20 protein-coding genes and 1 riboswitch are annotated in these 25,959 nt (G+C 71.8%); of the genes, 12 read left to right on the top strand and 8 right to left on the bottom strand.

What is annotated here, in order from left to right:
• Positions 1-7: 7 nt before the first annotated feature.
• The 3 genes from ACFZBB_RS14050 to ACFZBB_RS14040 all read right to left on the bottom strand — a co-directional run bounded on the left by ACFZBB_RS14050 (position 8) and on the right by ACFZBB_RS14040 (position 2,455).
• Entirely contained in the window at positions 8-511 is a 504-nt protein-coding gene (locus ACFZBB_RS14050; RefSeq protein WP_355336765.1) for an NUDIX hydrolase, read from the bottom strand.
• A 310-nt stretch (positions 512-821) separates the two neighbouring features.
• Positions 822-1,922, bottom strand: coding sequence for a cystathionine gamma-lyase (locus ACFZBB_RS14045; RefSeq protein WP_391122240.1), 1,101 nt, complete (start codon positions 1,920-1,922; stop codon positions 822-824).
• A gap of 155 nt (positions 1,923-2,077) precedes the next feature.
• On the bottom strand, positions 2,078-2,455 hold the full coding sequence (locus tag ACFZBB_RS14040) for a phage holin family protein (RefSeq protein WP_355336636.1): 378 nt from the start codon (positions 2,453-2,455) through the stop codon (positions 2,078-2,080).
• An 80-nt stretch (positions 2,456-2,535) separates the two neighbouring features.
• Here ACFZBB_RS14040 and ACFZBB_RS14035 point away from each other — a divergent pair, with 80 nt between their 5' ends.
• Together ACFZBB_RS14035 and ACFZBB_RS14030 are read left to right on the top strand one after the other, a co-directional pair.
• A complete protein-coding gene (locus tag ACFZBB_RS14035) occupies positions 2,536-2,853 on the top strand; it encodes a cupin domain-containing protein (RefSeq protein WP_355336635.1) in 318 nt (105 codons plus the stop codon).
• Positions 2,854-2,974: 121 nt separating this feature from the next.
• Positions 2,975-3,199 (top strand): DUF5326 family protein, encoded by a 225-nt coding sequence (locus ACFZBB_RS14030; RefSeq protein ID WP_391121371.1) that lies wholly within the window; start codon positions 2,975-2,977, stop codon positions 3,197-3,199.
• Here the strand turns inward: ACFZBB_RS14030 and ACFZBB_RS14025 are convergent.
• Positions 3,153-4,535, bottom strand: coding sequence for a YibE/F family protein (locus tag ACFZBB_RS14025; RefSeq protein WP_391121368.1), 1,383 nt, complete (start codon positions 4,533-4,535; stop codon positions 3,153-3,155). The genes ACFZBB_RS14030 and ACFZBB_RS14025 overlap by 47 nt on opposite strands.
• Before the next feature lie 60 nt (positions 4,536-4,595).
• A riboswitch (TPP riboswitch) is annotated at positions 4,596-4,741 on the top strand.
• On the opposite strand from ACFZBB_RS14025, the gene thiC reads away from it, so the two are divergent.
• A complete protein-coding gene (gene thiC, locus ACFZBB_RS14020; protein ID WP_391121365.1) occupies positions 4,734-6,644 on the top strand; it encodes a phosphomethylpyrimidine synthase ThiC in 1,911 nt (636 codons plus the stop codon). Its footprint overlaps the riboswitch before it by 8 nt.
• 63 nt (positions 6,645-6,707) lie before the next feature.
• Here the strand turns inward: thiC and ACFZBB_RS14015 are convergent, their stop codons facing one another.
• The gene (locus ACFZBB_RS14015; RefSeq protein ID WP_391121363.1) at positions 6,708-7,961 is read right to left on the bottom strand and encodes a helix-turn-helix domain-containing protein; all 1,254 of its coding nucleotides are present in this window, start codon (positions 7,959-7,961) and stop codon (positions 6,708-6,710) included.
• 183 nt (positions 7,962-8,144) lie between these two features.
• On the opposite strand from ACFZBB_RS14015, the gene ACFZBB_RS14010 reads away from it, so the two are divergent.
• The 4 genes from ACFZBB_RS14010 to ACFZBB_RS13995 all read left to right on the top strand — a co-directional run bounded on the left by ACFZBB_RS14010 (position 8,145) and on the right by ACFZBB_RS13995 (position 11,763).
• On the top strand, positions 8,145-8,585 hold the full coding sequence (locus ACFZBB_RS14010) for an ATP-binding protein (RefSeq protein WP_391121359.1): 441 nt from the start codon (positions 8,145-8,147) through the stop codon (positions 8,583-8,585).
• Between the two features lie 185 nt (positions 8,586-8,770).
• Positions 8,771-9,082 carry a hypothetical protein gene (locus tag ACFZBB_RS14005; protein ID WP_391121355.1) on the top strand — a complete coding sequence of 104 codons (312 nt, stop codon included), beginning with the start codon at positions 8,771-8,773 and terminating at the stop codon, positions 9,080-9,082.
• Between the two features lie 294 nt (positions 9,083-9,376).
• Positions 9,377-10,420: a LuxR C-terminal-related transcriptional regulator gene (locus tag ACFZBB_RS14000; RefSeq protein WP_391121352.1), complete on the top strand. Its 1,044-nt coding sequence runs from the start codon at positions 9,377-9,379 to the stop codon at positions 10,418-10,420.
• A 335-nt stretch (positions 10,421-10,755) separates the two neighbouring features.
• Positions 10,756-11,763 (top strand): helix-turn-helix domain-containing protein, encoded by a 1,008-nt coding sequence (locus ACFZBB_RS13995; protein ID WP_391121349.1) that lies wholly within the window; start codon positions 10,756-10,758, stop codon positions 11,761-11,763.
• Here the strand turns inward: ACFZBB_RS13995 and ACFZBB_RS13990 are convergent.
• From ACFZBB_RS13990 to ACFZBB_RS13980, 3 genes are all read right to left on the bottom strand, one after another.
• Positions 11,703-12,683 carry a hypothetical protein gene (locus ACFZBB_RS13990; protein ID WP_391121346.1) on the bottom strand — a complete coding sequence of 327 codons (981 nt, stop codon included), beginning with the start codon at positions 12,681-12,683 and terminating at the stop codon, positions 11,703-11,705. The genes ACFZBB_RS13995 and ACFZBB_RS13990 overlap by 61 nt on opposite strands.
• 332 nt (positions 12,684-13,015) lie before the next feature.
• Entirely contained in the window at positions 13,016-14,356 is a 1,341-nt protein-coding gene (locus ACFZBB_RS13985) for a metallophosphoesterase (protein ID WP_391121343.1), read from the bottom strand.
• A 228-nt stretch (positions 14,357-14,584) separates the two neighbouring features.
• A complete protein-coding gene (locus ACFZBB_RS13980; RefSeq protein WP_355336624.1) occupies positions 14,585-15,685 on the bottom strand; it encodes a LacI family DNA-binding transcriptional regulator in 1,101 nt (366 codons plus the stop codon).
• Positions 15,686-16,267: 582 nt separating this feature from the next.
• Between ACFZBB_RS13980 and hisC the strand changes: the two genes are divergently transcribed.
• From hisC to ACFZBB_RS13955, 5 genes are all read left to right on the top strand, one after another.
• Positions 16,268-17,353: a histidinol-phosphate transaminase gene (hisC, locus tag ACFZBB_RS13975; RefSeq protein ID WP_391121340.1), complete on the top strand. Its 1,086-nt coding sequence runs from the start codon at positions 16,268-16,270 to the stop codon at positions 17,351-17,353.
• Between the two features lie 180 nt (positions 17,354-17,533).
• Positions 17,534-19,036 carry a cytochrome ubiquinol oxidase subunit I gene (locus ACFZBB_RS13970; protein WP_391122237.1) on the top strand — a complete coding sequence of 501 codons (1,503 nt, stop codon included), beginning with the start codon at positions 17,534-17,536 and terminating at the stop codon, positions 19,034-19,036.
• A 71-nt stretch (positions 19,037-19,107) separates the two neighbouring features.
• Positions 19,108-20,118 carry a cytochrome d ubiquinol oxidase subunit II gene (gene cydB, locus ACFZBB_RS13965; RefSeq protein WP_391121337.1) on the top strand — a complete coding sequence of 337 codons (1,011 nt, stop codon included), beginning with the start codon at positions 19,108-19,110 and terminating at the stop codon, positions 20,116-20,118.
• Positions 20,119-20,223: 105 nt separating this feature from the next.
• Positions 20,224-24,045: a thiol reductant ABC exporter subunit CydD gene (cydD, locus tag ACFZBB_RS13960; RefSeq protein WP_391121333.1), complete on the top strand. Its 3,822-nt coding sequence runs from the start codon at positions 20,224-20,226 to the stop codon at positions 24,043-24,045.
• Positions 24,046-24,081: 36 nt separating this feature from the next.
• The gene (locus ACFZBB_RS13955) at positions 24,082-25,926 is read left to right on the top strand and encodes a GAF domain-containing protein (RefSeq protein WP_391121330.1); all 1,845 of its coding nucleotides are present in this window, start codon (positions 24,082-24,084) and stop codon (positions 25,924-25,926) included.
• The last annotated feature ends 33 nt before the right edge of the window (positions 25,927-25,959 follow it).

The following is a 25,959-nucleotide window of genomic DNA, read 5'->3' as shown; positions in this document are numbered from 1 at the left end:
ACAGGTGTCAGCCGAGGTCGGGGCCGAGCAGGCCCAGCACCCCTTCGATGTTCGCGTCCAGGTAGTGCCGCAGGGTCAGCGGCACGATGTCGACCGAGGCCAGGCCCATGCGGCTGAAGGGCACGCGCACGATCTCGTACTCCCCGCAGGGCTCGTCGATCTCCGGGCCGTGCCGCTGGTCGAGGTCCATCGACTCCAGGCGGCAGGCGAAGAAGTACTGCACCTTCACGCCGTGCGAGCCGTCGTCCGCGATGTGCTCGACGGTGTCGACGAAGGCGGGCACCACATCGGTGACCTTGGCGCCCAGCTCCTCGTCGACCTCGCGGTGCATGGCCGCGACCACGCTCGCGTCGTCGTCCTCGACCCCGCCGCCCGGCGTGAGCCAGTACGGGGCGAGGCCGGGCTTGGTGCGCTTGATCAGCACGAGCCGGTCGCCGTCGAGGACGATGGCGCGGGCCGTGCGCTTCACCACCGGCCGGGTGGTGGGGCCGTCATGCGTGTCCGGGGGCATGGTGGACATCTGCCGCAGTGCGCGCGGCGGCAAACTTGCCGCACGGCACAATTCCCGGCGCCGCCCCGGCGAATCGGAGCGCACCCCTCCGCGGCCGTGCCACCGCCGTGGCGCCGTGCGCCCGCGCGCCCTCACCCGTACGAAGACGCGCCTCGGCGCGCGGACGACCACGCCTTCACCCGTACGAAGACGCGCCTCGGCACGCGGACGACCACGCCTTCACCGGTACGAAGACGCGGCTCGGCGCGCGGACGACCGCGCCCTCACACGTACGAAGACGCGCCTCGGCCCCCGGCGCCCGCGCTCACCCTTACGAAGACGCCGCTTCGTCCAGCGCGCGCAGCACATCGGCCACGATGTCCTCCGGGTCCTCGACGCCCACCGAGAAGCGGACGAAGCCGGGCGGTACGGCGTCGCCGCCCCACCGTCCCCGGCGCTCCGCGGTGCTCTCGACGCTGCCGAAGCTGGTGGCCTCTGAGGTGAGGCGCAGCGCGGCCAGGAAGCGTTCGGCGTGGGCGCGGTCGGGGAGGGTGAAGGAGACGACGCTACCGAAGCGCCGCATCTGGGTGGCGGCCACCGCGTGCGCGGGGTCGGACGGCAGGCCCGGGTGACGTACGTCCGTCACCTCGGCGCGGTTCAGCAGCTCACTCGCGAGGGTGAGCGCGTTCGCGGACTGTCGGTCCACGCGCAGGGCGAGCGTCGCCAGCGAACGGTGGGCGAGCCACGCCTCCATCGGCCCCGGAATGGCGCCGACCGTCTTGCGCCACTGCCTCACGCTCGCGTTCAGCCCGGCGTCGCGCGTGGTGACGTAGCCCATCAGCAGGTCACCGTGCCCGTTGAGCGCCTTGGTGCCGCTGGCCACGGAGAAGTCCGCGCCCAGGGCGAGCGGGCGCTGCCCGAGCGGTCCCGCGAGGGTGTTGTCGACGGCGACCAGCGCGCCCGCCGCGTGCGCGGCGTCCGACAGCCGGCGGATGTCGCACACGTCAAGGCCCGGATTCGACGGCGTCTCCAGCCACACCAGCCGCGCGCCCTCCAGCGCCGCGAGCTGCCCGTCGCCGACGGTCGGCGCGAGCCGTACCGTCACGCCGTACGACTCCAGGCGGTCCCGCAGCGAGCGCGTCGCCTGGTAGCTGTCGGACGGCAGCACCACGGTGTCGCCCGCCCGCACCTGGGAGAACAGCACCGCGGCGACCGCGCCCATGCCGGAGGCGAAGGCGAGCGTCGCGGCGGCCGGGTCGCCGGGGCACTCCAGCTCCGAGACGGCCGCCTCCAGCCGCTCCCAGGTCGGATTCTCGTCCCGGCCGTACGTGTACGGGCCGCTGGCCTCGCCCGGCAGGTGGTAGTGCGAGACGAAGACCGGGCCGGGGAGCGACGGTTCGTACGCGGTCGCCGGGGGCCGTCCCGCGTGCACGCTGCGGGTGCTGTCGCCTGCGGCCTCCGGCCGGGCGGCCTGATGCCGTTCGGCCGCCCGCTGTGCCGCTTCGTGTCCTGCGGCCCCCTGGTCGGTCCCCCGCTCGATCCCCTGTGCCGCCCCCTGCCCGGTCCCCTTCTCAGGGTGGTGACTGGTCACTCGTCGTCCGGAAGGACGACGGCCAGCGCCCAGGAGACGATGCTGATGATCAGACCGCCGAGCACCGCGGTCCAGAAGCCGTGGACGTGGAAGTCGAGGCTGAGTTTGTCGGCCAGCCAGGAGGTCAGGAGCAGCATCAGGGCGTTCACCACCAGGGTGATCAGCCCGAGGGTGAGGATGAACAGCGGGAAGGACAGAACCTTCACGACCGGCTTCACGAGCCAGTTGACGACGCCGAAGACCAGGGCGACGAGGATGAGGGTGAGGACCTTGTGCCAGGTGCTGTCACCGGTGAGCGTGATGTCCTTGAGCAGCCAGACAGCGACCGCGAGGGCACCGGCGTTCGCCAAGGTCTTGACGATGAAATTCTTCATGGTGTGATCGTCGCAGAACTGATCACGCAAGCAAGAGACCGGACAAGTACCGGACGGAGTCCGGACAAGGGGAGTACGCGATGAAGGTGTTCCGGCTGGACGACCTGGACGCGGAGCGGGCCGCCAACGAGGGGGCGTATCTCCGTTTCCTGCGCGAACGCACCATGTCGGCCGGGCTCTACGCGCTCAAGGCCGGGGAGAACGACCCCCAGCAGCCGCACGCCCAGGACGAGATCTACCTGGTGGTCAGCGGCCGGGCGGCGATCACCGTGGGGGAGGAGACGACCACCGTGGGTCGCGGCAGCGTCGTCTACGTACCGGCTGGGACCCCGCACCGCTTCCACCACATCACCGAGGACCTCAGGGTCATGGTGGTCTTCTCACCCCCGGAGCCCTAAGGGTGCGTTCAGGGTCGTATCCGGCCTCCTGGCCCTCCGCCGGAGACATCGGTGGCCCTACAGTCGAAGTATCGGCGGAACACCGCCAGGACCCGAGAAGGAGAAGGAGACCGAGGACATCATGGAGAAGCTGCTGAAGGGCCTGCCGTGGTGGGTGAAGTGGGTGGCCATCCCGGTCATCGCGCTGATCATCTTCGGCTCGCTGATCGCCAGCCTGGTGAGCATCGTCTTCGGACTGCTCTTCAAGGTGATCGTGTTCGTGGTCCTGGTCGGGGCGCTGGTGCTGGTCGTCAAGCGGGTCACCGGCGGCGGCGGTGGCTCCTCCGGGTCGGGGCGGGACTGGTAGGTCCGGCGGGGACGGTCGCGCCCTTGCCGCCGTTGTCGTCACCGTCCTTGCCGCCGCTCCTTTCGTGCCGGTCGGCGCTGACCACCAACGCCGCCAGGGCCGTGGTCAGCGGCACCGAGGCGACCAGGCCGATGCTGCCCACCAGGGTGCGGACGATCTCCTCCGCCACCAGTTCGCTGCTGGCCACCCGCAGGACGCCGCTGCGCGCGATCGAGAAGAGCAGCAGCAGCGGCAGCGCGGCGCCCGCGTACGCCATCACCAAGGTGTTGACCACCGAGGCGATGTGGTCGCGGCCGATCCGCATTCCGGCGCCGTAGAGTTTGCGCCAATTCGCGCCGGGATCGGCGTCCTTCAGCTCCCACACCGCCGAGGTCTGGGTGACGGTGACGTCGTCGAGCACGCCGAGCGAGCCGATGATGACGCCCGCGAGTAGGACGCCCTTGATCTCGATGCCGGGATAGAGGCTGTGGATCACGCCCGTCTCGTCCGAGGTGTTGCCGGTCAGCCGCGCCCAGTCGATGAAGACCGAGCCCAGGACGCCGATCAGCAGCAGTGAGCAGAGCGTGCCGAGGACGGCCACCGAGGTGCGGGCGTTGACGCCGTGGCACATGTACAGCGCGATGAGCATGATGGCGCTGCCGCCGACCACCGCCACCAGCAGCGGATTGTCGCCGCGGAGGATGGCCGGAAGGATGAAGAGGGTCAAGATCCCGAACGAGACGATCAGTGCGATCAGGGCCATCAGACCGCGCAGCCGTCCGACGACGATCACCGCGACCGCGAAGATCCCGGCGAGCAGCGCGAGCGGGAAGCCGCGGTCCACGTCGGTGACCGAATAGCGCAGCCCGGCGGGGGCGTTGGGCGCGTACGCGAGGACCACGCCCTGGCCCTTGGTGTAGCGGCGGGACTGGTCGGGGTGCACGATCTCGGTGAAGGTCGTCCCCTTGTCGGGCCCCGACTCGACCTCGATGGTGGCCTTCTGGCAGGTGTCGCTCGCGGCCGACGACGACTGCCCCGCGTTCTCCGCCTTGCAGGACACGTCGACCAGCCGCACCACCTTGCCCTGCCGGGTCTGCTGGTCGAAGCCGACGCCGCTGCGGGCGTGTTGGGGCGCGCCGCCGGGCCACAGCACGATCAGGCCGACGACGACGGCGGCGGCGAAGGGGACCAGGATCGCGGCGATGACTTTGCGCAGGTGCTGGGAGACCGGCGGCACGGGGCCGTGACCATGGCCATGACTGTGGCTGTGTCCGTGACTGTGCCCGTGGCTCGCGCCGGGGCCAGGGCCGTGGCCGGGTCCGGGGCCGGGACTTGGGCTCTGCGGGGGCTCTTCCACGGGCTGATCATCGCAAGATCCCTGGTGCCTGTCCTCGCCGAACGGCTACCGTGGGGGCACCTTTGCAAACGCGGGAGCTCGGAGCACCGGGCTGAGAGGGCGCTGAACCTGTTGCCGGCACGGCATGACCGCCGGGACGAACGCTGCGCCGACCGCTGAACCTGTTACCGGGTAATGCCGGCGTAGGGAGTGGGTCTCATGACCATGCAGGACGCACACACGCCTGGATCCGACGGGGACGAATCCGCCCGTACGGAGTCGGTCGCCTCGAACCGTACGGAGTCGGTCGCCTCGAATCACACGGAAGCGGACGGCTCGAACCGTACGGAGTCGGACGGCTCGAACCGTACCGAAGTGGACGGTCCCGTACGGGACATCGGCTGGCACAAGTCGTACGTCATCGGATCGCGGCCGGACCTGCGGGTGCCGGTCCGGCAGGTGCACCTCACCAATGGGAACGACGTGACGCTGTACGACACGTCGGGCCCGTACACCGATCCGTCCGTGGAGACGGACGTCCGGCGCGGGCTCGCCCCGCTCCGGGAGCACTGGATCATCGCGCGCGGCGACACCGAGGAGTACCCGGGACGACCGGTCCGCCCCGAGGACGACGGCCTCAAGCACACCTCGCCGCGCGGCGGACTCCGCAATCTCGACGCGGTCTTCCCCGGCCGGCCCCGGCTCCCCCGCCGGGGCCGTACCGGAACGCCGGTCACCCAACTCGCCTACGCCAGGCGGGGTGAGATCACGCCGGAGATGGAGTACGTCGCGCTGCGCGAGAACGTCCCGTCCGAGATCGTCCGGGACGAGATCGCCGCAGGGAGGGCCGTACTGCCCGCCAACATCAACCACCCGGAGATCGAGCCGATGATCATCGGCAAGCGGTTCCTGGTGAAGGTCAACGCCAACATCGGCAATTCGGCGGTCACTTCCTCCATCGAGGAGGAGGTCGACAAGATGACCTGGGCCACCCGCTGGGGCGCCGACACGGTCATGGACCTGTCGACCGGCCGCAACATCCACACCACCCGCGAGTGGGTGCTGCGCAATTCCCCCGTCCCCATCGGCACCGTCCCGCTCTACCAGGCGCTGGAGAAGGTCGACGGCCGCGCGGAGGAGCTGAGTTGGGACGTCTACCGTGACACCGTCATCGAACAGGCCGAGCAGGGCGTCGACTACATGACGGTGCACGCGGGCGTGCTGCTCCGCTACGTCCCGCTGACCGCCCGCCGCAAGACCGGCATCGTCTCGCGCGGCGGCTCGATCATGGCCGCGTGGTGCCTGGCGCACCACCAGGAGAGCTTCCTCTACACGCACTTCGAGGAGCTGTGCGAGATCCTGGCCGCGTACGACGTCACGTACTCGCTCGGCGACGGTCTGCGCCCCGGCTCCATCGCGGACGCCAACGACGAGGCGCAGTTCGCCGAACTGCGCACCCTCGGCGAGCTGAACACCATCGCCAAGCAGCACCAGGTGCAGACGATGATCGAGGGCCCCGGGCACGTGCCCATGCACAAGATCAAGGAGAACATCGACCTCCAGCAGGAGATCTGCGAAGAGGCCCCGTTCTACACGCTCGGCCCGCTCACCACCGACATCGCCCCCGCCTACGACCACATCACCTCCGGCATCGGCGCCGCGATGATCGCCTGGTGGGGCACCGCGATGCTCTGCTACGTCACCCCCAAGGAACACCTCGGGCTGCCCGACCGCGACGACGTCAAGACCGGCGTGATCACCTACAAGATCGCCGCCCACGCCGCCGACCTCGCCAAGGGCCACGAGGGCGCTCAGGCGTGGGACGACGCCCTCTCCGACGCGCGCTTCGAATTCCGCTGGGAAGACCAGTTCAACCTCGCCCTCGACCCCGCCACCGCTCGCGCCTTCCACGACGAGACGCTCCCCGCCGAGCCCGCCAAAACCGCCCACTTCTGCTCCATGTGCGGCCCGAAATTCTGCTCCATGAAAATCAGTAAAAGCATCACAGAGCGGTTCGCACCCGACCTGGCCTCATCGGCGTCCGACGCCGACATCGAGGCGGGCATGCTGGAGAAGTCCAAGGAGTTCGCAGCAGCGGGCAACCGCGTCTACCTCCCCCTGACCGACTGACCTCGACCGGTGGAGGCCCCGGTGCGATATACCGGGGCCCTCACCGGGTCGATGTGGTGTTGATCAGTCGTTGTCTTTGAGAACGGTCGCCAACTGACGGCCCTCCTTCGCTCCTCGCCGCATGAGTACCGCAGCGGTGGTGTGGAGTTCGTTCCATGAGTGCGGGCGGCCGATGTCGGAGGCGTCCGGGACGCTCGCCAGGGCCACAGTGGCGGCGCGCGCTGATTCGCCTGACGCGGCGAGAGCATGGGCGAGGCAGGTGCGATACCAGGTCTTGTCGCGCCGGAAGTCGTCCGGCAGGGCGCCGAGCCCGGCCGTGAGGTGGCCGACGGCCGACCGCCAGTCGTGGAGGTGCATGGCCGCCATGCCGCGTTGCAGGGTGAACCAGGTCTCGCCGTAGAAGTACATCCAGACCGGTTCGTCCTCCGGGCGCGCGGCCGCCCGGCTGATGATGTCCTGGGCTTCGTCCAGCAGTCGGTGGGCGTCGTCGGCTTCGCCGTTGAGGGCGTGCCCGCGAGCCGCCATTTGCGTGGCCATCCCCTGTACGCCGAGCGAGGTGCCAGGAGCCGACCAACGCGAGGCTTCGGCGAGCTTGACGCATCGCGTGCCGCGGCCCCTCGACCAGGCCATGTGGGCCTTCATATTGAGGGTCGTGGCCGCCATGTTGGCGTCTCCAGCTTCCAACGCCCATTCGTGGGAGCGGTCGTACCAGGCCAACGCCGTGGCCGCATCGTCCTGGTCCTGCGCCATCCACGCGAGGAACTGGGCGTGTTCGGCAGCGAGCCGTACGACACGGTCGGCCAGCGGGCCACGGGCGCCCGCGTACAAGTCGACGACTGTGCGCAGTTGGTGACGCATGACATCGACGAGCGGGCGTGATCCGATCTCGTCCTCGGCCCTGCGGTGTTCGGCCAGCAGTCGGTCGAGCCAGTCGAGCGTGGGCGCGTCCACCCGGCGCGAGGTGTCGACAACACTGGTGACCCGTACCAACAGGTCTTCGTCTGGTGCTATCCCGGGCAGGGCCAGGCCCGATACGGGTGCCTCGGGCGAATGCCGTTGTCTCATATGGGAGTTGAGGGCGGCGGGGATACCCAAGCCGTCCACGATGCGCTGGCGTACTTCGGTCGAGGTCACGCGGCGATTGCCGCGCTCGATGTCGGAGACATCGGGTTGGACGAGTCCGACGCGTGCGCCGAGCTTGGTCTGGCTCAGGCCGGTGAGCTTTCGGTACGTACGGAAGACGGCGCCCCAGTCCTCACCGGTGACCGCTGCCGCCAATTGCGGGTGGGACCACAGGATCCCGGGAGTATCCCCCATACCTCAAATATAGGACGACCCCATAGGGACGTGGGATGGGTTCAGCAGGCTATCGCCGCAAGGGTTTTGAGGGTGAGATCCGCGCGACCGGGTGAACGATCCGGTGGTGTGGCCGACCTGACGAGAGCGGGCTGACATGCGCGAGTTCATTCACCGCCATTGCGGACGTACGGGGGCTGTGCGGTGAGGACGGGAGTGCTGGAGGGGCGTCCTTCGGTCGCGGTGCATCGGTGGCGCCGCGACCCCCGCAATGTGGCCAAGGCGCGGCATGCGCTGCTGGGTCACATGGGCGAGTGGGGCATGACCGGACTGGCGGACACCGCCGTACTTGTCCTGTCGGAGTTGTTCACCAATGCCGTGCGGCACGCGCGCGGGCCGGCGGACCGGCTGGTCGAGACCCGGTACGAGCGGCTGACGGACGGCGCGCTGCGGATCGAGGTGCATGACGCCAACAGCGTCCGGCCCGAAGCCCGGGAGCCGTCCGTGGACGCCGAATCCGGGCGCGGCCTGGCCCTGGTCGACGTACTGACCGCCGGACGCTGGGGAGTGAGTGAACGCTTGGGCGTCGGGAAACTCGTCTGGGCCGTGTGCTCCGACGACACCGCTGGCGAGGTGCCCCGGTGAGCCTGCGAGAAGCATTGCGGTTACGGGCACGGGGACCGTCGTACGAGGTGGGCGACCCGTGCGAGGGCTGCGGCAGGGCCCTCGTGTTGTGCGTGCAGTGCGGTGAGGACGTGCGCTGTCCGAACTGCGTTCCGTACGAACGGCCCTCGGCACGGGACGAGGCCCTGCGCGCCACGGTTCGGCTGGTGCGGGACCGTCCCGAGGCGGGACTGCTGGCCGGGGCGCTGGCCTGTTTGCCGCCCGCCATGCTCGGCTGGGTCGGGATGACGTTCGTCGCACCCGGCCTGCTGCGCACCGGGGGCGCCCTGGCAGGGGCCGTCGCGTGCTGTGCCTTTCTCGCCATGGGCGCGACGGCGCGCGGGTTGCCGCTTGCCGGGGAGGTACCCACCTGCTGGATCAACCGCACGACAGCGCCGTACGACCGCTGGTCGTGGACCGGAGCCGGGGCGGTGGCGGTCCAGATCGTCCTGGTGTCCCTCGGCGTCGCGGCCGCCTGAGCCCGCCCCGATGCTGACGGCCACTTCGGGCAACGGCCACGCACTAGCCTGAAGCCGAAGGCCCCGGCGCGATATGTCGGGGCCCTCGGCTTGTGTACGGCCGCTTCCGCGCGTACGGGAGGCCGGCGGAGGCGGCTCCGGCCTTGTGGCGCAGCTTGCGGCGGCCCCGCCGGCGCTGCTCGGCGAACAGCACGAGGGGCGCCTCGGTGAGGACCTGTGGACGGGCTGTTGGGGGAAAAGGGGGGTGGGGGAGAATCGGGCGGGTCGGGTGGTGGGTGGGGAAGAGGGCAGGGGATGGGGCAGGCGAGGGGTGAGGGGCGGGATATCGAGTCCGCCGTCGTGATCTATACGGCGGTGGCGAACGGCGGTGGCGCTCCGTACGCGGGGCTGGCAGGGCTGGTGGGGCTGGACGAGGGGCGGCTGGAGTCGGGGCTGCGGACCTTGGAGGGCATGGGGCTGGTCCGGCTGGTGGAGGGGCGGGTCGAGACCGTCGACCCGGACGCCGCGCTGGCGGTGGCGATGGACACGTATCTGGGCACGGCCGCGGCGCAGTTGCGGAACGCGGCGGAGCTCAGTGAGACGACGCAGGCGCTGCTGACGGTGTTCCGGCCGGCGGCGGCGCGGCTCCAGGAGCAGGTGGTCGTCCAGAACTTCGAGGACCTGGAGACCAGGATGAGCGCGCTGGCCGACATCGACGCCACCGCGCGGGAGTCCGTGGACTCGCTGCACCCGGGCCCGATGCCGCAGGACATGGCGGTGCTGGAGCACTCCCTGGCCGGGGACGCGGCGATGGTACGGCGCGGGGTGCGGGTCCGCGCCCTGTACCCGCGCTCGCTGCTCCAGATCCCGAAGTACAGCAAGTATCTGAACGACCTGACCGACGTGGGCGTCGGCGTCCGGCTGATCGACCACGGCCCGCACGACCTGCTGGTGGTGGACCGGCACACCGTCGTCCTGCCGGGCGTCCCGCACGTACGGTCGTCGATGACGCTGGTGCGCGGCGCGGTGCTGGCCCGCTCGTACGTCTCGGTCTACGAGGACTACTGGCTGCGGGCGAAGCCGATGCCGCACATGGCGCGCGGCGGCCAAGGCACCCCCGCCCCCGCCCCCGACAGCGACGACGACACCGGCGCCGCCACGGACTTCACCGACCAGGAGCGGACCATCATCCGGCTGATGGCCAACGGCTACAGCGACGACCGCATCGCCAGGACGCTGGGCGTCGCCCGGCGCACCGTGCAGCGCGTGATGACCAAGCTGATGGAACGGCTCCAGGTCTCCAGCCGCTTCGAGGTCGGCATGAAGCTGGCCCGGCTGCTCGACCCGGACGACCTCTGACCGGCCGCACCGTACCCCCGCGGGCCGCACCGTACGGCCAGGGGCCGCCACCGTCCATCCACCGCACCGGGACGACCACCGCACGGGGACGACCACCGCACCCGCGCGACCACCCCACCGCGACGACCACCCCACCGTACTGGTGAACCACCCCACCACCCCACCACCGAAGTGTGTCGCACTTGGGACAGTGCCCGATGTGGACAAGGCGATTCCGGCGGCTCGCGAGCATCCCCGCTTAGCATGAGCGGGGGCGCGAAATCGCAGGCCGCGGACGCCGGGGTGACCCCTCACGCCCAAGGACGCGGCAGCCGAGAAGATCCGGGGGACAAGCCATGGACCGTCGTTCCGACGAGGACCCACCGCTGATCCAGGAGTTCCTGCGCGAGGCCCGCAGAAATTTCGCGGGCGAACCCGAGCCCATCACGGGCCACAACGGCTACCGCCCGCCGGGCCTGAGCCAGCACGCGGTGGCCCAGCGCCTGGGCATATCACCGCGTCTCTACCAGGATTGGGAGGGCTGCGGACGCCCCATCCCCGCCCACCGCCTCGACAGCCTCGCCAACGCGCTGCGGCTGGACTCGCGCAAGCGCGACGAGCTGTGGTTCATCGTCACCGGCGGCTACCCGCCGCGCGGCCCGGCGGAACCCGACCCCGAGGCCGTCACCGGCTGGACGTCGTACCTCCACGCGCTCCAGGTCCCCGCCCTCACCGTGGACGGCGCCTGGCGGATTCTGGAGACCAACCAGGCGTGGCGCCAGCTCTTCGAGCCCGCGGGCCAGCCGCCGCCCGCGAATCTGCTGCGCTTCGTGCTCTTCGCGCCGTACGCACGGCAGTTGTGCGCCGAGTGGCGGACCGGCTGGGCGACGGCGTTCCTGCGCCAGCTCCGGCTCCAGGCGCAGACCGCGCACCACCAGCCGCAGACCGGGCCCGACCAGGAGCTGCTCCGCGTCATCGCCGAACTGCGCGAGGACCCCGAACTGGCCCGGCTGTGGCAGGCGGAGAGCGAGTCCACCCGGGTCGCGCTGCACCACGACGGCCAGGTACGGCTGCTGCGGCCACCGGCCGGCGGTTACGTCCAGCGGGTCCGCATGCTCGTGTCGTCCCCGGCGCACGATCCCCGGCGCAGAGTGCTGATGTTCATGCCCGCCGTGACGGCGCCCGGCCTGGCGGGGCCCGCCGGGACAGCACCCGGTACGACGGCGTCCGCGACGACGGCGTCCGCGACGACGGCGCCCGGTACGGCGGGCCCCGCCGTCCCGACGCTGCGCAGGACCGGCCCCTACTCGGGCGTGTTGTCGGGGCCGCCGAAGTCCGGGCTGGTGAAGTCAGGACTGCTGTAGCGCGGACCGGAGAAGCGCGGTGCGGCGGGCGGCAGCGGCGCGGCCGGGTCGGGCGCCGGGCTGCTGAAGTCCGGGCGGGAGTAGCCGAGTCGCGGCATGCGGCTGAGGTCCTGCCCGGTGGCGGGGCCGGGCACCGGGCTCACCGCAGGGCCGCGCGGCGGCTCGTGGGCGGTGGTCGGGGCGAGCGCCGCGCCGGCCGCCGCGTCCTCCAGGAAGGGCAGCATCCCGCGCTCCAGCAGCGCCCGGTACCAGGCGTCGCGCGCGTCGGCGACCTCGGGCGGCAACGCGTCGGGCGAGTCGTGTATGGCGGAGGAGCCGTCGCGCAGCGCCGTGAGCAGCAGTCCGACCGCGCCGAGCAGTATCGACGCGGCGGTGACGGCGGCGAACAGCCAGCCCGCGGTGCGCAGCGGCGACGCGATGGCGGGTTCGGGGGCCATCGCGCGCAGCGCGTAACCGATCAGCAGGAAGATCACCGCGGCGGCGCCCGCGAGCAGCGGCGTCAGGACGGCGAGGACGGCGATCAGGCCCGCGCCGGAGCCCGCGCCCTCCGCGACGCCCATCGCCGCGTAGCCGAAGGACCGGTTGTCGCGGACGCGCGCCGACTCGCGGGCGGCCTCCCGCGACGCCTCCCGGACGCCGCGGTACGTCTCGTACTCGGCGGTCGCCGCGTCGCCGATGAGTTCGGCCGCGCCGAGCGCCAGGGTGCGCAACTGCTCGCTGTTCAGGGCGGAGTGACCGTCGGAGTGGTTCGCCCGCCGCGAGGCGGGGCGGCTCTCCTCCACGTCCCCGCCGTCCGGCCCGAGGGCCCGCTCACGGTCGGGTTCGTGATCCCGCAGGACCGTGCGCAGCGCCTCGTCCAGCGCGCGTTCAAAGTCCGGGCGGTCTTCGGTGAGCAGATGTGGAGCGCTGGTCATGTGCATCCCCCGATGCTCCGACTCCCCGAGCGCGGCCGGTGTTCCCTGAGGGGAACCGGCCCGGTCGGCCGAGTACGCGGAGAGCGGCGTGCCTACGGATACAGCGATGGTAGAGCGGGGAGGCGAGACCGTGACAGGGTGCAACCAGGAAATCTGACGGCGCGAAATGTGCCGGACACCGACACGCCACCCCAAAGACGCCGCGCGGGAAGCCCCGGCGCGCTCCCCGGCCGTACCTTCCGGAGCGGGCCCGACCGCGAAACGCCGGGCCGGCACGGCGAAGTGCCTGGCCCGCCGCGCGAAACGCCTGGCCCGCCGCGCGGAGCGCGACGGACCCGCTAACCCACCAGCGGCAGTTGGGCGACCAGCAGCCGTCCGTCCATCGTGACGCCGCCGTCCATCGCCACCGCCAGATTCTCCGCGTAGACCATCGGTCCGTTGACGGTGTGCACCCGCTCCTCGCCGTCGGCCGGATATTCGCCGCCGACCTCACCGAGCAGGTACGGGATCGGGCTGTGCCCGTGCACGACGCGGTTGCCGCCGTAGGTGCCGAGCAGTTCGCGGGCGGCCTGCGGCCCGCCGTCGCCGCGGAAGGCGAACCGCTTGGTGAGCTTGCGGAACAGGTCCCAGCACTCGTCGGCGTCGCCGCGCTGGAGCACGCCGGTGACCGTGTCGTTCATCTCCTCGACGCTGCTGCCGTAGTCCAGATACGCGGTGGTGTCGGAGTGCACCAACAGGTGGCCGTCGGTGACGTGGGCCGCGTCCAGCCGGGACATCCAGGTCAGATGGCGGTCCTCAAGACGGTCCATGTCGGTCGGCTGGCCGCCGTTGAGCCGCCAGGCGGCGAGGAAGGAGGCGGTGCCGCCCGTGGAGTTGACGGGGGTGTCGCCGAAGCGGTGCGCGCCGAGCAGCAGCAGTTCGTGATTGCCCATCAGGGCACGGCAGTAGCCGCCCGCCGCCGCGGCCTCCGCCGAGAGCTGCATGACCAGTTCGATGACGCCGATGCCGTCGGGGCCGCGGTCGGTGAAGTCGCCGAGGAACCACAGCCGGGCGCTGCCCGCCGCCCAGTGGCCCTCCTCGTCCACCAGGCCGCACTCGCCGAGCGCCGCCAGCAACTCGTCCAGATAGCCGTGCACATCGCCGACCACGTACAGCGGTCCCGGCCGGTCGCCCGCCGCGCCGTCCGCGGTGATCACCGGCAGGTCGTGGGCGGTCGGCGTGTAGTCCGCGGGGACCAGGGGCGCGTCGGGTCGCGTCGGCTCGTACGCGGCGGGCCGCTGTGCGGGCGGCGCGCTGTCGTACGCGGGCGGCGCCGGTGGTACGGCGGCGCGGGCCGGTTCGTACGCCGGTGCCACACCCGTCCCGTCGGTGGTCGCCGACGGCACGGACGGTACGGGCGCGGCGGCCGGGACCGCTGCCCCCGTGTCGGCCGGAGCCGGAGCCGAATCGACCAGCACGGGAGCCGGTTCCGTCGGAGCCGGAGCCGGCGCCGCGGCCCCGCCGTATCCGCCGGACGTCTCCCCGTAGCCGCCGCGCGGCTCGAATCCGACCGTCGGCTCAAACGCCGGAGCCGTGCCGAAACCGGCCGTCGGCTCGTGCCCGGACACGTACGCGGACGCCTCGGGACGCCAGCCTTCCGAAGTCCCGGGCTCGGGTCCCTGACCTGCCCCCTGAGTCATCGACCCCTCCACGATCGCGCCGCCATCCGCCCATCATAGGAATGACGCTGTCGCGTTGTGACATACCCAGGCACCTGGTTTTCGCAGGGCGCAGACAAACCATCCCTTAGCTCCCTCGTACGCCCGCACGATTCGTCTTCCGGCCGTCGGCGGGGGCTCGGTCACCCGTTCGGCCGATCACTCGCGGGGGTGCCCGGCAGAGCCGTCCGGCCGGACGGCCGCTCTTCCTCAGCCGCCTGCGGGCCCCCGCGGATGACTGACCGTCGTGCGGTGCGCACGCCGCTGCGAAGAGGTGCGGACGATCAACTCGGTCGGCATCACCTGCTGTACGGGATGCGCGCCGCCGACGCCCTCGATGGCGTCGATGAGCAACTGCACGACCGCCGTACCGATCCGCCGCGGCTTCAGCGACAGCGTGGTGATCGGCGGCTCGGTGCTGGCGTAGACGGTGCTCTCGCTACAGCAGACCAGCAGCAGGTCGTCGGGCACGCGCAGGCCGTAACGGCGGGCGGCGGCCAGCAGATCGGTGCCGTTGGGGTCGAAGAGCCCGTAGACGGCGTCGGGACGGTCGGGCCGCGCCAGTAAGCGGTCGGCGGCGACCGCGCCCGCCCGCGGGTCGTGCGCGGGATACGACTCGTAGACCGGCTCCTGGCCGACCCGCTCGCACCACTCCAGATACGCGGTGGTGGACAGCCGGGTGTACGTGTCGGTGGTGGTGCCGGTGAGCAGGCCGATCCGGCGGGCGCCCGCGGCGGCGAGGTGGTCGAGGATGCCGAGGACGGCGGCCTCGTGGTCGTTGTCGACCCAGGCGTGCACGGGCACGCTGCCCGCCGGGCGGCCGTCGCTGACCACCGGGACGCCCTGCCGGACCAGTTCGGCGACCAGCGGGTCGTGGTCGGAGGGGTCGATGACGACGGTGCCGTCCAGCGCCACGTTCCCCCACACGTCGTGCCGGGAGGAGGCGGGCAGGATGACCAGGGCGTAGCCGCGGGCCAGGGCGGCGGAGGTGGCGGCCCTGGCCATCTCCGCGAAGTACGCGAATTCGGTGAAGGTGAACGGTTCTTCGCCGTAGGTCGTCACGGTCAGGCCGATCAGGCCCGATCTGCCGGTGCGCAGTGTGCGGGCGGCGGCGGACGGGCGGTAGCCCAGCCGGTCGGCGACCTCGCGCACATGGCGGCGGGTGGCGTCGGGCAGTCGGCCCTTGCCGTTGAGTGCGTCGGAGACAGTCGTGATCGAGACTCCGGCGGCGGCGGCGACGTCCCTGATGCCCGCCCGCTCAAGCCGGCGTCCGATGGGCCGGCTCGCCTGGTGGTTCCCTGCTGCTGTCATGGCCTGCCGATATTAGGACGGCGCTGGTCCGGTCGGCGCCTGCCGCTTCTACCCCCAAGAAGATAGGTTTCTGCAAGATCGAACCCCGTATGCAAAGTGGAATATGCAGGCGGCAGGGCGTGCCTTGTGGGTGATACCGGCGCGGGTGCGGCCGATGCCCGTCCATTGGTCCACCGATAGGAGTGACGTCAACTCACTCCTACGAGGGACGCGGGGTGCTTTTTTTGGCCGCCTTCTCGCCTCCGGCGGCTCAGACCCGGTATCGACGCTTCTCTTCGACGGTCGCTCGTTCCTCGCTTCCTGCTCATCGTCGCTTTCGATACCGGCGCCGCCTTTGGCTCGCCGGCTACCGGCGAACCCACCTACGCAATCGCACCCCGGCGGCGCGACCTTTCGCGCAGGCGCACCCGGCGGCGGACCCCACCGCGTAGCGGCGCCGTAGGGGCGCGGCCCTTCGCGCAGGCGTGTTCGGCGGGGAACCGCCCCGCCCAGGCGCACCCCGGCGGGAGCCGTTCTGTGCGGCGGCGGGGGTGTGGGGTACCGCACCTCCACAGGGGGCGCGGGCACTCGTAGGGTGTGGCCATGACCCCCAAGCTGCGCGCGGAACTGGACGGCATCCCCACGTACAAGCCCGGGCGACCCCCGGCCGTGGACGAGAGCGGTGCCCAGGCCGGGCCCGCCTTCAAGCTGTCCTCCAACGAGAACCCGTACCCTCCGCTGCCCGGTGTGCTGGAGGCGGCCACCGCCGCCGCGGCCACGTTCAACCGCTATCCCGACCTGGCCTGCTCGGCGCTGACCGCCGAGCTGGCGGGACGTTTCGGCGTGCCCGAGGCGCACGTGGCGACCGGCACCGGCTCGGTCGGTGTGGCCCAGCAGTTGCTCCAGTCGACCTCGGGCCCCGGTGACGAGGTGATCTACGCCTGGCGGTCCTTCGAGGCGTATCCGATCATCACCCGGATCAGCGGCGCGCTGCCGGTGCAGGTGCCGCTGGACGCGGACGAGGTGCACGACCTGGACGCGATGGCGGCGGCGGTCACCGACCGTACACGGCTGATCTTCGTCTGCAATCCCAACAACCCGACCGGCACGGTGGTGCGCCGGGCCGAGCTGGAACGATTCCTCGACCGGGTGCCGTCCGACGTCCTGGTGGTGCTGGACGAGGCGTACCGCGAATTCATCACCGACCCCGATGTTCCCGATGGAATCGATCTGTACCGGGACCGTCCGAATGTGGCGGTGCTGCGGACCTTCTCCAAGGCGTACGGCCTGGCGGGCCTGCGGGTCGGCTTCGCGGTGGCGCACGAGCCGGTGGCGGCTGCGCTGCGCAAGACGGCGGTGCCCTTCGGCGTCAGCCAGCTCGCGCAGGACGCGGCGGTCGCCAGCCTGCGCGCGGAGCCGGCGCTGCTGGAGCGGGTCGCGGGCCTGGTCACCGAGCGGACCCGGGTGGTCGAGGCGCTGACCGCGCAGGGCTGGACGGTGCCCGAGACGCAGGCCAACTTCGTCTGGCTGCGGCTGGGGGAGCGCACCACGGACTTCGCGGCGGCGGCCGAGCGGGCCGGCACCACCGTCCGCCCCTTCGCGGGCGAGGGCGTACGGATCACCATCGGCGAGACCGAGGCCAACGATCTGCTGCTGCGGACCGCCGAAAGCTTCCGCAAGGAGCTGTGACGCGGCGGCGCGCCCGTCGGCACGATCCTCCGAAACCCACTCCCACCTGCACTTTCGCCCCTTGCGACCCCCCGGTTGCAGGGGGCGAACTGCTGTGCGTGATACTGAGCTTGTGAATGTATTCACGTTCACAAGCTGATCGGGTTGTAGGAGAAAAGGAGACGGATCGTGCAACTCGCAATGGGTCCACTGGACGTCGCCCGATGGCAGTTCGGCATCACGACCGTCTACCACTTCCTCTTCGTGCCGCTGACGATCTCGCTGTCCGCGCTCACGGCCGGACTCCAGACCGCGTGGGTGCGCAGCGGCAACGAGAAGTACCTGAAGGCCACCAAGTTCTGGGGCAAGCTCTTCCTGATCAACATCGCCATGGGCGTGGTGACGGGCATCGTCCAGGAGTTCCAGTTCGGCATGAACTGGTCGGACTACTCGCGCTTCGTCGGCGACATCTTCGGCGCCCCGCTCGCCTTCGAGGCGCTGATCGCCTTCTTCTTCGAGTCCACCTTCATCGGCCTGTGGATCTTCGGCTGGGACAAGCTGCCGAAGAAGATCCACCTCGCCTGCATCTGGATGGTCTCGATCGGGACGATCCTGTCCGCGTACTTCATCCTGGCCGCCAACTCCTGGATGCAGCACCCGGTCGGCTACCGTTACAACCCGACGACCAAGCGCGCAGAACTCACCGACTTCTGGGCGGTGCTCACCCAGGACACCGCGCTGGCGCAGTTCTTCCACACCATGTCCGCCGCCTTCCTCACCGGCGCCGCGTTCATGATCGGGATCGCCGCCTACCACCTGGCCCGCAAGCAGCACATCTCCGTGATGCGCTCCTCACTGCGGCTGGCCCTCGTCGTCGCCGTCGTCGCGGGCGCGCTCACCGCGATCAGCGGCGACACCCTCGGCAAGGTCATGTTCAAGCAGCAGCCGATGAAGATGGCCGCCGCCGAGGCGCTGTGGGACGGCCAGAAGGGCGCGCCCTTCTCGATCTTCGCGGTCGGCGACGTCAACAAGGGCCACAACAAGGTGGCCATAGACATTCCGAACCTGCTGTCCTTCCTGGCCACCGACAACTTCAACGCCTACGTGGGCGGCATCAACGACGTCAACAAGGAAGAGCAGGCGAAGTACGGCCCCGGCGACTACCGGCCGAACATCCCCGTCGCCTACTGGGGCTTCCGCTGGATGATCGGCTTCGGCGTCGTCTCGATCGGCGTCGGCGCGGCCGGCCTGTGGCTCACCCGCCGCAAGTTCTGGCTGGCGCCCGCGCACCGCACGGGCGACGACGAGGTCCCGCACCTGATGCTCACCAGGAACGGGCAGATCGGCCCCCGGCTCACGCGCTGGTACTGGTGGATCGCCCTGTGGACCATGGTCTTCCCGCTGATCGCCAACTCCTGGGGCTGGATCTTCACCGAGACCGGCCGCCAGCCCTGGGTGGTCTACGGCGTCCTGCGCACCCGCGACGCGGTCTCCCCCACGGTCTCCACCGGTGAGGTCTTCACCTCCCTGATCGTCTTCACCCTCCTCTACGCGGCCCTCGCCGTCGTCGAGGTGCGGCTGCTCCTGAAGTACGCCAAGGCGGGTCCGCCGGAGCTCACCGACGACGACCGCCGCTCCCCCACCCGCATCGGCGGCGACGACGACGGCGCGGACGCCGACCGCCCGATGGCCTTCTCGTACTGAGCGTCCGTACCGACTGATCCGTGCTGACTGATCCGTACCGACTGTTCCGTACTGACTGAGAGGAGTGCGACATGCATCTGCACGACGTCTGGTTCGTCCTCATCGCGGTCCTGTGGACCGGCTACTTCTTCCTTGAGGGCTTCGACTTCGGGATCGGCGTCCTGACCAAGCTGCTGGCCCGCGACCGTACCGAGAAGCGGGTCCTGATCAACACCATCGGCCCGGTCTGGGACGGCAACGAGGTGTGGCTGCTCACCGCGGGCGGCGCGACCTTCGCGGCCTTCCCCGACTGGTACGCCACCCTCTTCTCCGGCTTCTACCTGCCGCTGCTGATCATCCTGTTCTGCCTGATCGTGCGCGGCGTCGCCTTCGAGTACCGCGCCAAGCGCGACGACGAGCGCTGGCAGCGCAACTGGGAGAACGCGATCTTCTGGACCTCCCTGGTCCCGGCGCTGCTCTGGGGCGTCGCCTTCGCGAACATCGTGCGGGGTGTGAAGATCGACGCGAACAAGGAGTACGTCGGCAACTTCTGGGACCTGCTCAACGGGTACTCGATCCTCGGCGGACTCGTCACCCTGAGCCTCTTCACCTTCCACGGCGCCGTCTTCGCCTCGCTCAAGACCCTCGGCGACATCCGCGACCGCGCCCGCGCGCTGGCCACCCGCGTCGGCGTGCTCACCGCGCTCCTCGCGCTGGCCTTCCTGATCTGGACCCAGGCCGCGCACGGCGACGGCCGCAGCCTGCCCGCGCTGATCGTCGCCGTCGCCGCCCTGGTCGGGGCCCTCGGCGCCAATCTCGCGGGACGCGAGGGCTGGTCGTTCGCGCTGTCCGGCGTCACGGTCGCGGCGACCATCGCCATGTTCTTCCTGACGCTCTTCCCCGCCGTCATGCCGTCGTCGCTGAACGACGCCTGGAGCCTGACCGTCACCAACGCCTCCTCCACGCCGTACACGCTGCGGATCATGACGTGGTGCGCGGGCATCGCCACGCCCCTCGTCCTGCTCTACCAGGGCTGGACGTACTGGGTCTTCCGCAAGCGCATCGGCACCCAGCACATCGCGGGCGCGGCGACCGGTCACTGACGCGACTGATCGCTGAGGGCCGATCGCTGAGGGCCGATCACTGATAGCCGGTCACTGACAGCCGGTCACTGACAGCCGGTCACTGACCGAAGGGAGATGTTCCACGTGAAACCTGTCGATCCGCGACTGCTGCGGTACGCGCGTACGACCCGGGTCTTCCTCGCCGGGGCGGTGCTGCTCGGGCTGGCCGGGGCGGGGTTGATCATCGCCCAGGCGGTGCTGATCGCCGATGTGGTGGTCGGCGGGTTCCGGGACGGGGAGGGTGCCGGGGAGCTGCGCGGGACGCTCGCGTGGCTGGTGGCGGTCGCCGTCGGGCGCGCGCTGGTCGGCTGGCTCACCGAGCTGTGCGCGCACCGGGCGGGGGCCGCGGTGAAGTCGCAGCTGCGCGGGCAGTTGCTGGAGCGGGCCACCGCGCTCGGCCCCGGCTGGCTGACCGGGCGGCGCAGCGGTGAGCTGACCACGCTCGCCACCCGCGGGATCGACGCGCTGGACGACTACTTCTCGCGGTATCTGCCGCAGCTCGGCCTCGCGGTGGTCGTGCCCGCGGTCGTGCTGGCCCGGATCGTCACCGCCGACTGGATCTCGGCCGCCACCATCGCGGTGACGCTGCCGCTGATCCCGCTGTTCATGGTGCTGGTCGGCTGGGCGACCCGCGAGCGGATGGACCGGCAGTGGAAGCTGCTGGCCCGGCTGTCCGGGCACTTCCTCGACGTCGTCGCGGGGCTGCCCACGCTCAAGGTCTTCGGCCGGGCCAAGGCGCAGGCCGACAACATCCGCGCCATCACCGGCGAGTACCGGCGGGCCACGCTCAAGACGCTGCGGATCGCGTTCCTGTCCTCCTTCGTCCTCGAACTGCTCGCCACCATCTCCGTCGCGCTGGTCGCGGTCGGGATCGGCATGCGGCTCGTCCACGGCGAGCTGTCCCTGCGGACGGGCCTGCTGGTGCTGATCCTCGCGCCCGAGGCGTATCTGCCGCTGCGGCAGGTGGGCGCGCAGTACCACGCGGCAGCCGAGGGCCTGGCGGCGGCGGAGCAGGTCTTCGAGGTACTGGAGACCTCGCCGCGGACCGGGGCGGGTGCGGTACGGGGGCGGGCCGCCGCGCCGGATCCGCGGGGTGCCGCGATCACGGTCGAGGGGCTTGTCGTACGGGAGGGCGGGTCGCTGGCCGCGACGACGTTCACCCTCGCGCCGGGTGAGACGGTGGCCGTCACCGGGCCCAGCGGGGTGGGGAAGACGACCCTGCTCAACGCGCTGCTCGGCTTCGTTCCCGCCGCCGAGGGGCGGATTCTGGTCGGCGACACCGACCTCGCCGCGATCGACCCGGCCGACTGGCACCGCTGGATCGCCTGGGTCCCCCAGCACCCGCACCTGTTCGCCGGGACCGTCGCCGACAACGTACGGCTCGCCCGGCCCGACGCCGACGACGCCGCCGTACGTACCGCGCTCGCCGACGCCGACGCGCTCTCCTTCGTCTCCCCCGCCACCGTCCTCACCGAGGACGGCGCGAACCTCTCCGCGGGTCAGCGCCAGCGCATCGCCCTGGCCCGCGCCTTCCTCGCCGACCGCCCCCTGCTCCTCCTCGACGAGCCCACCGCCAACCTCGACGGTGCCACCGAGGCCGAGATCGTCACGACCCTCCACCGCCTCACCGCCACCCGCACCGTCCTCCTCATCGCCCACCGCCCCGCCCTCCTCCCCCTCGCCACCAAAGTCCTCCCCCTCCGCCCGCCCCGCATCTCCGCCGTCGACGGCGACCCGGTCGCGGCGGGGGACGGGGCGTCTGCGGGGACGGGTCTGGTGCCTGGGGGCACGGCCGTTACGGGGGTGTGGTCCGGGGGGGACGTCACCCCGTCCGAGCCCGCGCCTGTCGTGGCGGCGGCTCGCGCGGGCGACGGTGGCGGGGGGTCTGCGGGGACGGGTCTGGTGCCTGGCGGCGCGGCTGTCACGGGGGTGTGGTCCGGGGGGGACGTCACCCCGTCCGAGCCCGCGCCTGTCGTGGCGGCGGCTCGCGCGGCGGTGGTCTCTGCGGGGGGTGGCGAGCCGGGCGCGGCGCAAGCGGCTGTCGTGGCGGCCGAGCGGGCGGATGGCGGGGTTGTCCGGCGGGTGGGGCTGCGGGTGCGGCGGGCGGCTGTGGGGGTGTTGGGGCGGTCCGGGCCGGAGGTGCTGCGCGTTCGTGGTGGCGGCGCGCGGGGGCGGTTCGTGGGGGCCGTCGGGCTGGGGGCGGCGGCGTTGCTGTCGGCCGTGGGGCTCATGGCGACGTCGGGGTGGCTGATCAGCCGGGCGTCGCAGCAGCCGCCGGTGCTGTATCTGATGGTGGCCGTGACGGCGACGCGGGCGTTCGGGATCGGGCGGGCCGTGTTCCGTTACGGCGAGCGGCTGGTGGCGCACGACGCGGTGTTCCGGGCGCTGGCCGGGGTACGGGTGGCGGTGTTCCGGCGGCTGGAGCGGCTGGCGCCCGCGGGACTCGGCGGGACGCGCCGCGGTGACCTCCTCTCGCGCCTGGTCGCGGACGTGGACGCCGTCCAGGACCACTACCTGCGGTGGCTGCTGCCCGCGCTGACCGGCGGCCTCGTGTCCGTGGCGACCGCGGCCTTCACCGGCTGGCTGCTGCCCGCCGCCGGGCTGATCCTGGCCTGCGGGCTGCTCGCCGCCGGCGTGGCCGTCCCCGCGCTGTCGGCCGCCGTCGCCCGCCGTACCGAGGCGCGCCTCGCGCCCGCCAGGGGCGAACTGTCCGCCCGCGTCCTCGGCCTGTTCACCGGCACCGCCGAACTGACCGTGGCGGGCGCCCTCCCGCGCCGCCGCGCCGACGCCGCGCGCGCCGACCGTACGCTCACCCGGATCGCCGCCCGTTCGGCCGCCGCCACCGCGCTCGGCGCCGGACTGACCGCGCTGGTCAGCGGGGTGACGGTGACGGCGTGCGCGTACGTCGGCGTCCGGGCCGTCAGCGGCCACCACCTCCAGGGCGTCGCGCTGGCCGTGCTCGTCCTGACGCCGCTGGCCGCCTTCGAGGCCGTCGCCGGGATGCCGCTCGCGGCCCAGCAGCGGCAGCGGAGCCGGCGCTCGGCGGCGCGGGTGAGCGAGGTGCTGGACGCGCCGCTGCCCGTACGCGAGCCGGAGCGGCCCGCGACCCCGCCCGCGTCACCGTTCCCGTTGGTCGTACGGGAGGTGACGGCCCGCCACCCGGGCCAGGACGTACCGGCGCTGGACGGCGTCGGCCTCACCCTCACCGAGGGCCGCAGGATCGCGGTCGTCGGCGCCTCGGGCGCGGGCAAGACGACGCTCGCGCACGTACTGCTGCGGTTCCTGGACACCGAGTCGGGCACGTACACGCTGGCGGGGCAGGACGCGGCGGCCCTGGACGGCGACGACGTACGCCGCCTCGTCGGCCTGTGCGCCCAGGACGCGCACGTCTTCGACAGCACCGTCCGGGAGAATCTGCGGCTCGCCCGCCCCGGCGCGGACGACGGCGAACTGCGGGACGCGCTGGCCGCCGCCCGGCTGGACATCGCCCTGGACACCCTCGTCGGCGAACACGGTGCCCGGCTGTCCGGCGGCATGCGCCAGCGCCTCGCCCTGGCCCGCGCGCTGCTCGCCCGTTTCCCCGTCCTCGTCCTGGACGAGCCTGCGGAACACCTCGACCTGGCCACCGCCGACGCCCTGACCGCCGATCTGCTGGCCGCCACGCGCGGCCGTACGACGCTGCTGATCACCCACCGGCTGGCCGGTCTCGCGGGCGGCGCGGTCGACGAGATCGTGGTGCTGGAGCGGGGACGGGTCGTGCAGCGCGGCGGCTACGCGGAACTGGCGGCGGCCGAGGGGCCGTTCCGCCGCACCCTGGAGCGGGAACGGCTCGCGGACACGGCGCTGGCGGGGGCCACGGCCGCCGCGTCGGGCCCGCGTTCGCTCGTGGGCACGGGCACCGCCTGACTTTCCCGGACATACGCCACCAAATAACCTCGGCTCATGGCCTCAGACAGCGAGACGCCCGGCGAGATGCCGGCCGGGACGCCCGCGGAAGCGGGCACGGAGACGGCCGGGGCGGCCCCGAACGAGGACGCCCCGGCGCCCCCCGCGGCACCGTCCTCTCCCGGACGGACCCCGGGCGACGGGGAGACCCCCGAGCCGACCACCCTCAGCTTCCAGGGCATCGCCTCCCAGATCACCGTGCGGCTGCCGGAACTGCTGGAAGCGGTCGTCTCGGTCGGCACCGGCATCGAACTGCACACCACGCTGCGCCGCATCGTGGAGACGGCGGCCGAGCTGGCCGGGGCGCGTTACGCCGCGCTCGGCGTCCTCGACGCGGACGGCTCGGGGCTCGCGGACTTCATCACGTACGGGATCAACGAGGCCGACGCCGAGCGGATGGGCGCGCTGCCCGACGGCCACACCGGGCTGCTCGGCGAGCTGATCCGGCATCCGGTGCCGCTGCGGCTGGCCGACCTGTCGGACGACGCCCGCGCGGTGGGCCTGCCGCCCGGCCACCCGCCGATGAGCAGCTTCCTGGGCGTCCCGATCCGCGTCCACACCGAGATCTTCGGCAATCTCTACCTCACCGAGAAGCGCGGCGGCCGGCAGTTCACCGACGAGGACACCGCCATGCTGCGCATCCTCGCCATGGAGGCCGGGATCGCGATCGGCAACGCCCGGCAGTACGAGGCCACCCGGCAGCGCGAGCACTGGATCAGCGGCGCCGCCGCCGTCACCACGGCCCTGCTCACCGGGGACGGCACCAGCGACGCGCTCGACGTCGTCGCGGTGTGGGCCCGCAAGCTCGCCGAGTCCGCCGCCGCGCTGGTCATGCTGCCGAGCCTCGACGAGAACGGGGCCGGGGACGGCGGCCTCGAGGTCGTCGCGGCCTCCGCCGCCGAGCCGGCCGGCATGGTCGGCACCGTCATCCCGCCGCAGAATCCGATCGCGGCCCAACTCCTCAACGGCGAGGCCGTCTTCGTGGCGGACGCCGCCTCCGACCCGCGCACCACCACGCGGCTGGCGGAACGCTTCGGGCCGACCATGATGCTCCCGTTGCGGAGCAACGACCGTGTCATCGGCATCCTCGCGCTGCCGCGCGAGCCCGGCGGCCGTCCGTTCACCGAGGCCGAACGCGTACTGGCCACCCAGTTCGCCGCCCAGGCCGCGCTCGCCCTCGTCCTGGCCGATGTGCAGCGCGACCGCGAACGCCTCGCCGTCTACAAGGACCGCGACCGTATCGCCCGTGACCTGCACGACCTCGTCATCCAGCGGCTCTTCGCCACCGGCATGATGCTGGAGGGCGCGGGGCGCAGGGCCCGCACGCCCGAGGTGCGCGAGGGCATCGGCCACGCCGTCGACGAACTCGACGCCACCATCCAGGAGGTGCGCACCGCCGTCTACGCCCTCCAGCAGGCGCCCGACGACGCCCCCTCCGGACTGCGCGCCCGCGTCCTGCGCGAGGTCGGCACCGCCGCCGTACCGCTCGGTTTCCAGCCGTCCGTACGTTTCATCGGACCGGTCGACGCGCTGGTGGGCGAGCCCACCGCCAAGAACCTCGTCGCGGCGCTGCGTGAAGTCCTCTCCAACGCCTTCCGGCACGCCCGCGCCTCGCGCATCGACATCACCCTCGACGCCACCGCCACCCTTCCCGGCGGCGCCGACGCGGTCCGCCTGACCGCCACCGACGACGGCGTCGGCATCCCCCCGGCCGGCCGGCGCAGCGGCCTGCGCAATCTCTCCCGCCGCGCCCAATCGCTGGGCGGATCGAGCCATTTCGGGCCGGGCCCCGAGGGTGCGGGCACGACGGTGCGGTGGGAGGCGCCGCTGCGTACGGACTGACCGGGCGGAGCGGGTGCGGTGCGGTGCGACCAG

Source organism: Streptomyces sp. NPDC008139 (assembly GCF_042957025.1).
GTDB lineage: Bacteria > Actinomycetota > Actinomycetes > Streptomycetales > Streptomycetaceae > Actinacidiphila.
Note: the sequence above shows the minus strand (reverse complement) of the source record. Positions and strands in the feature narration are given on the sequence as shown.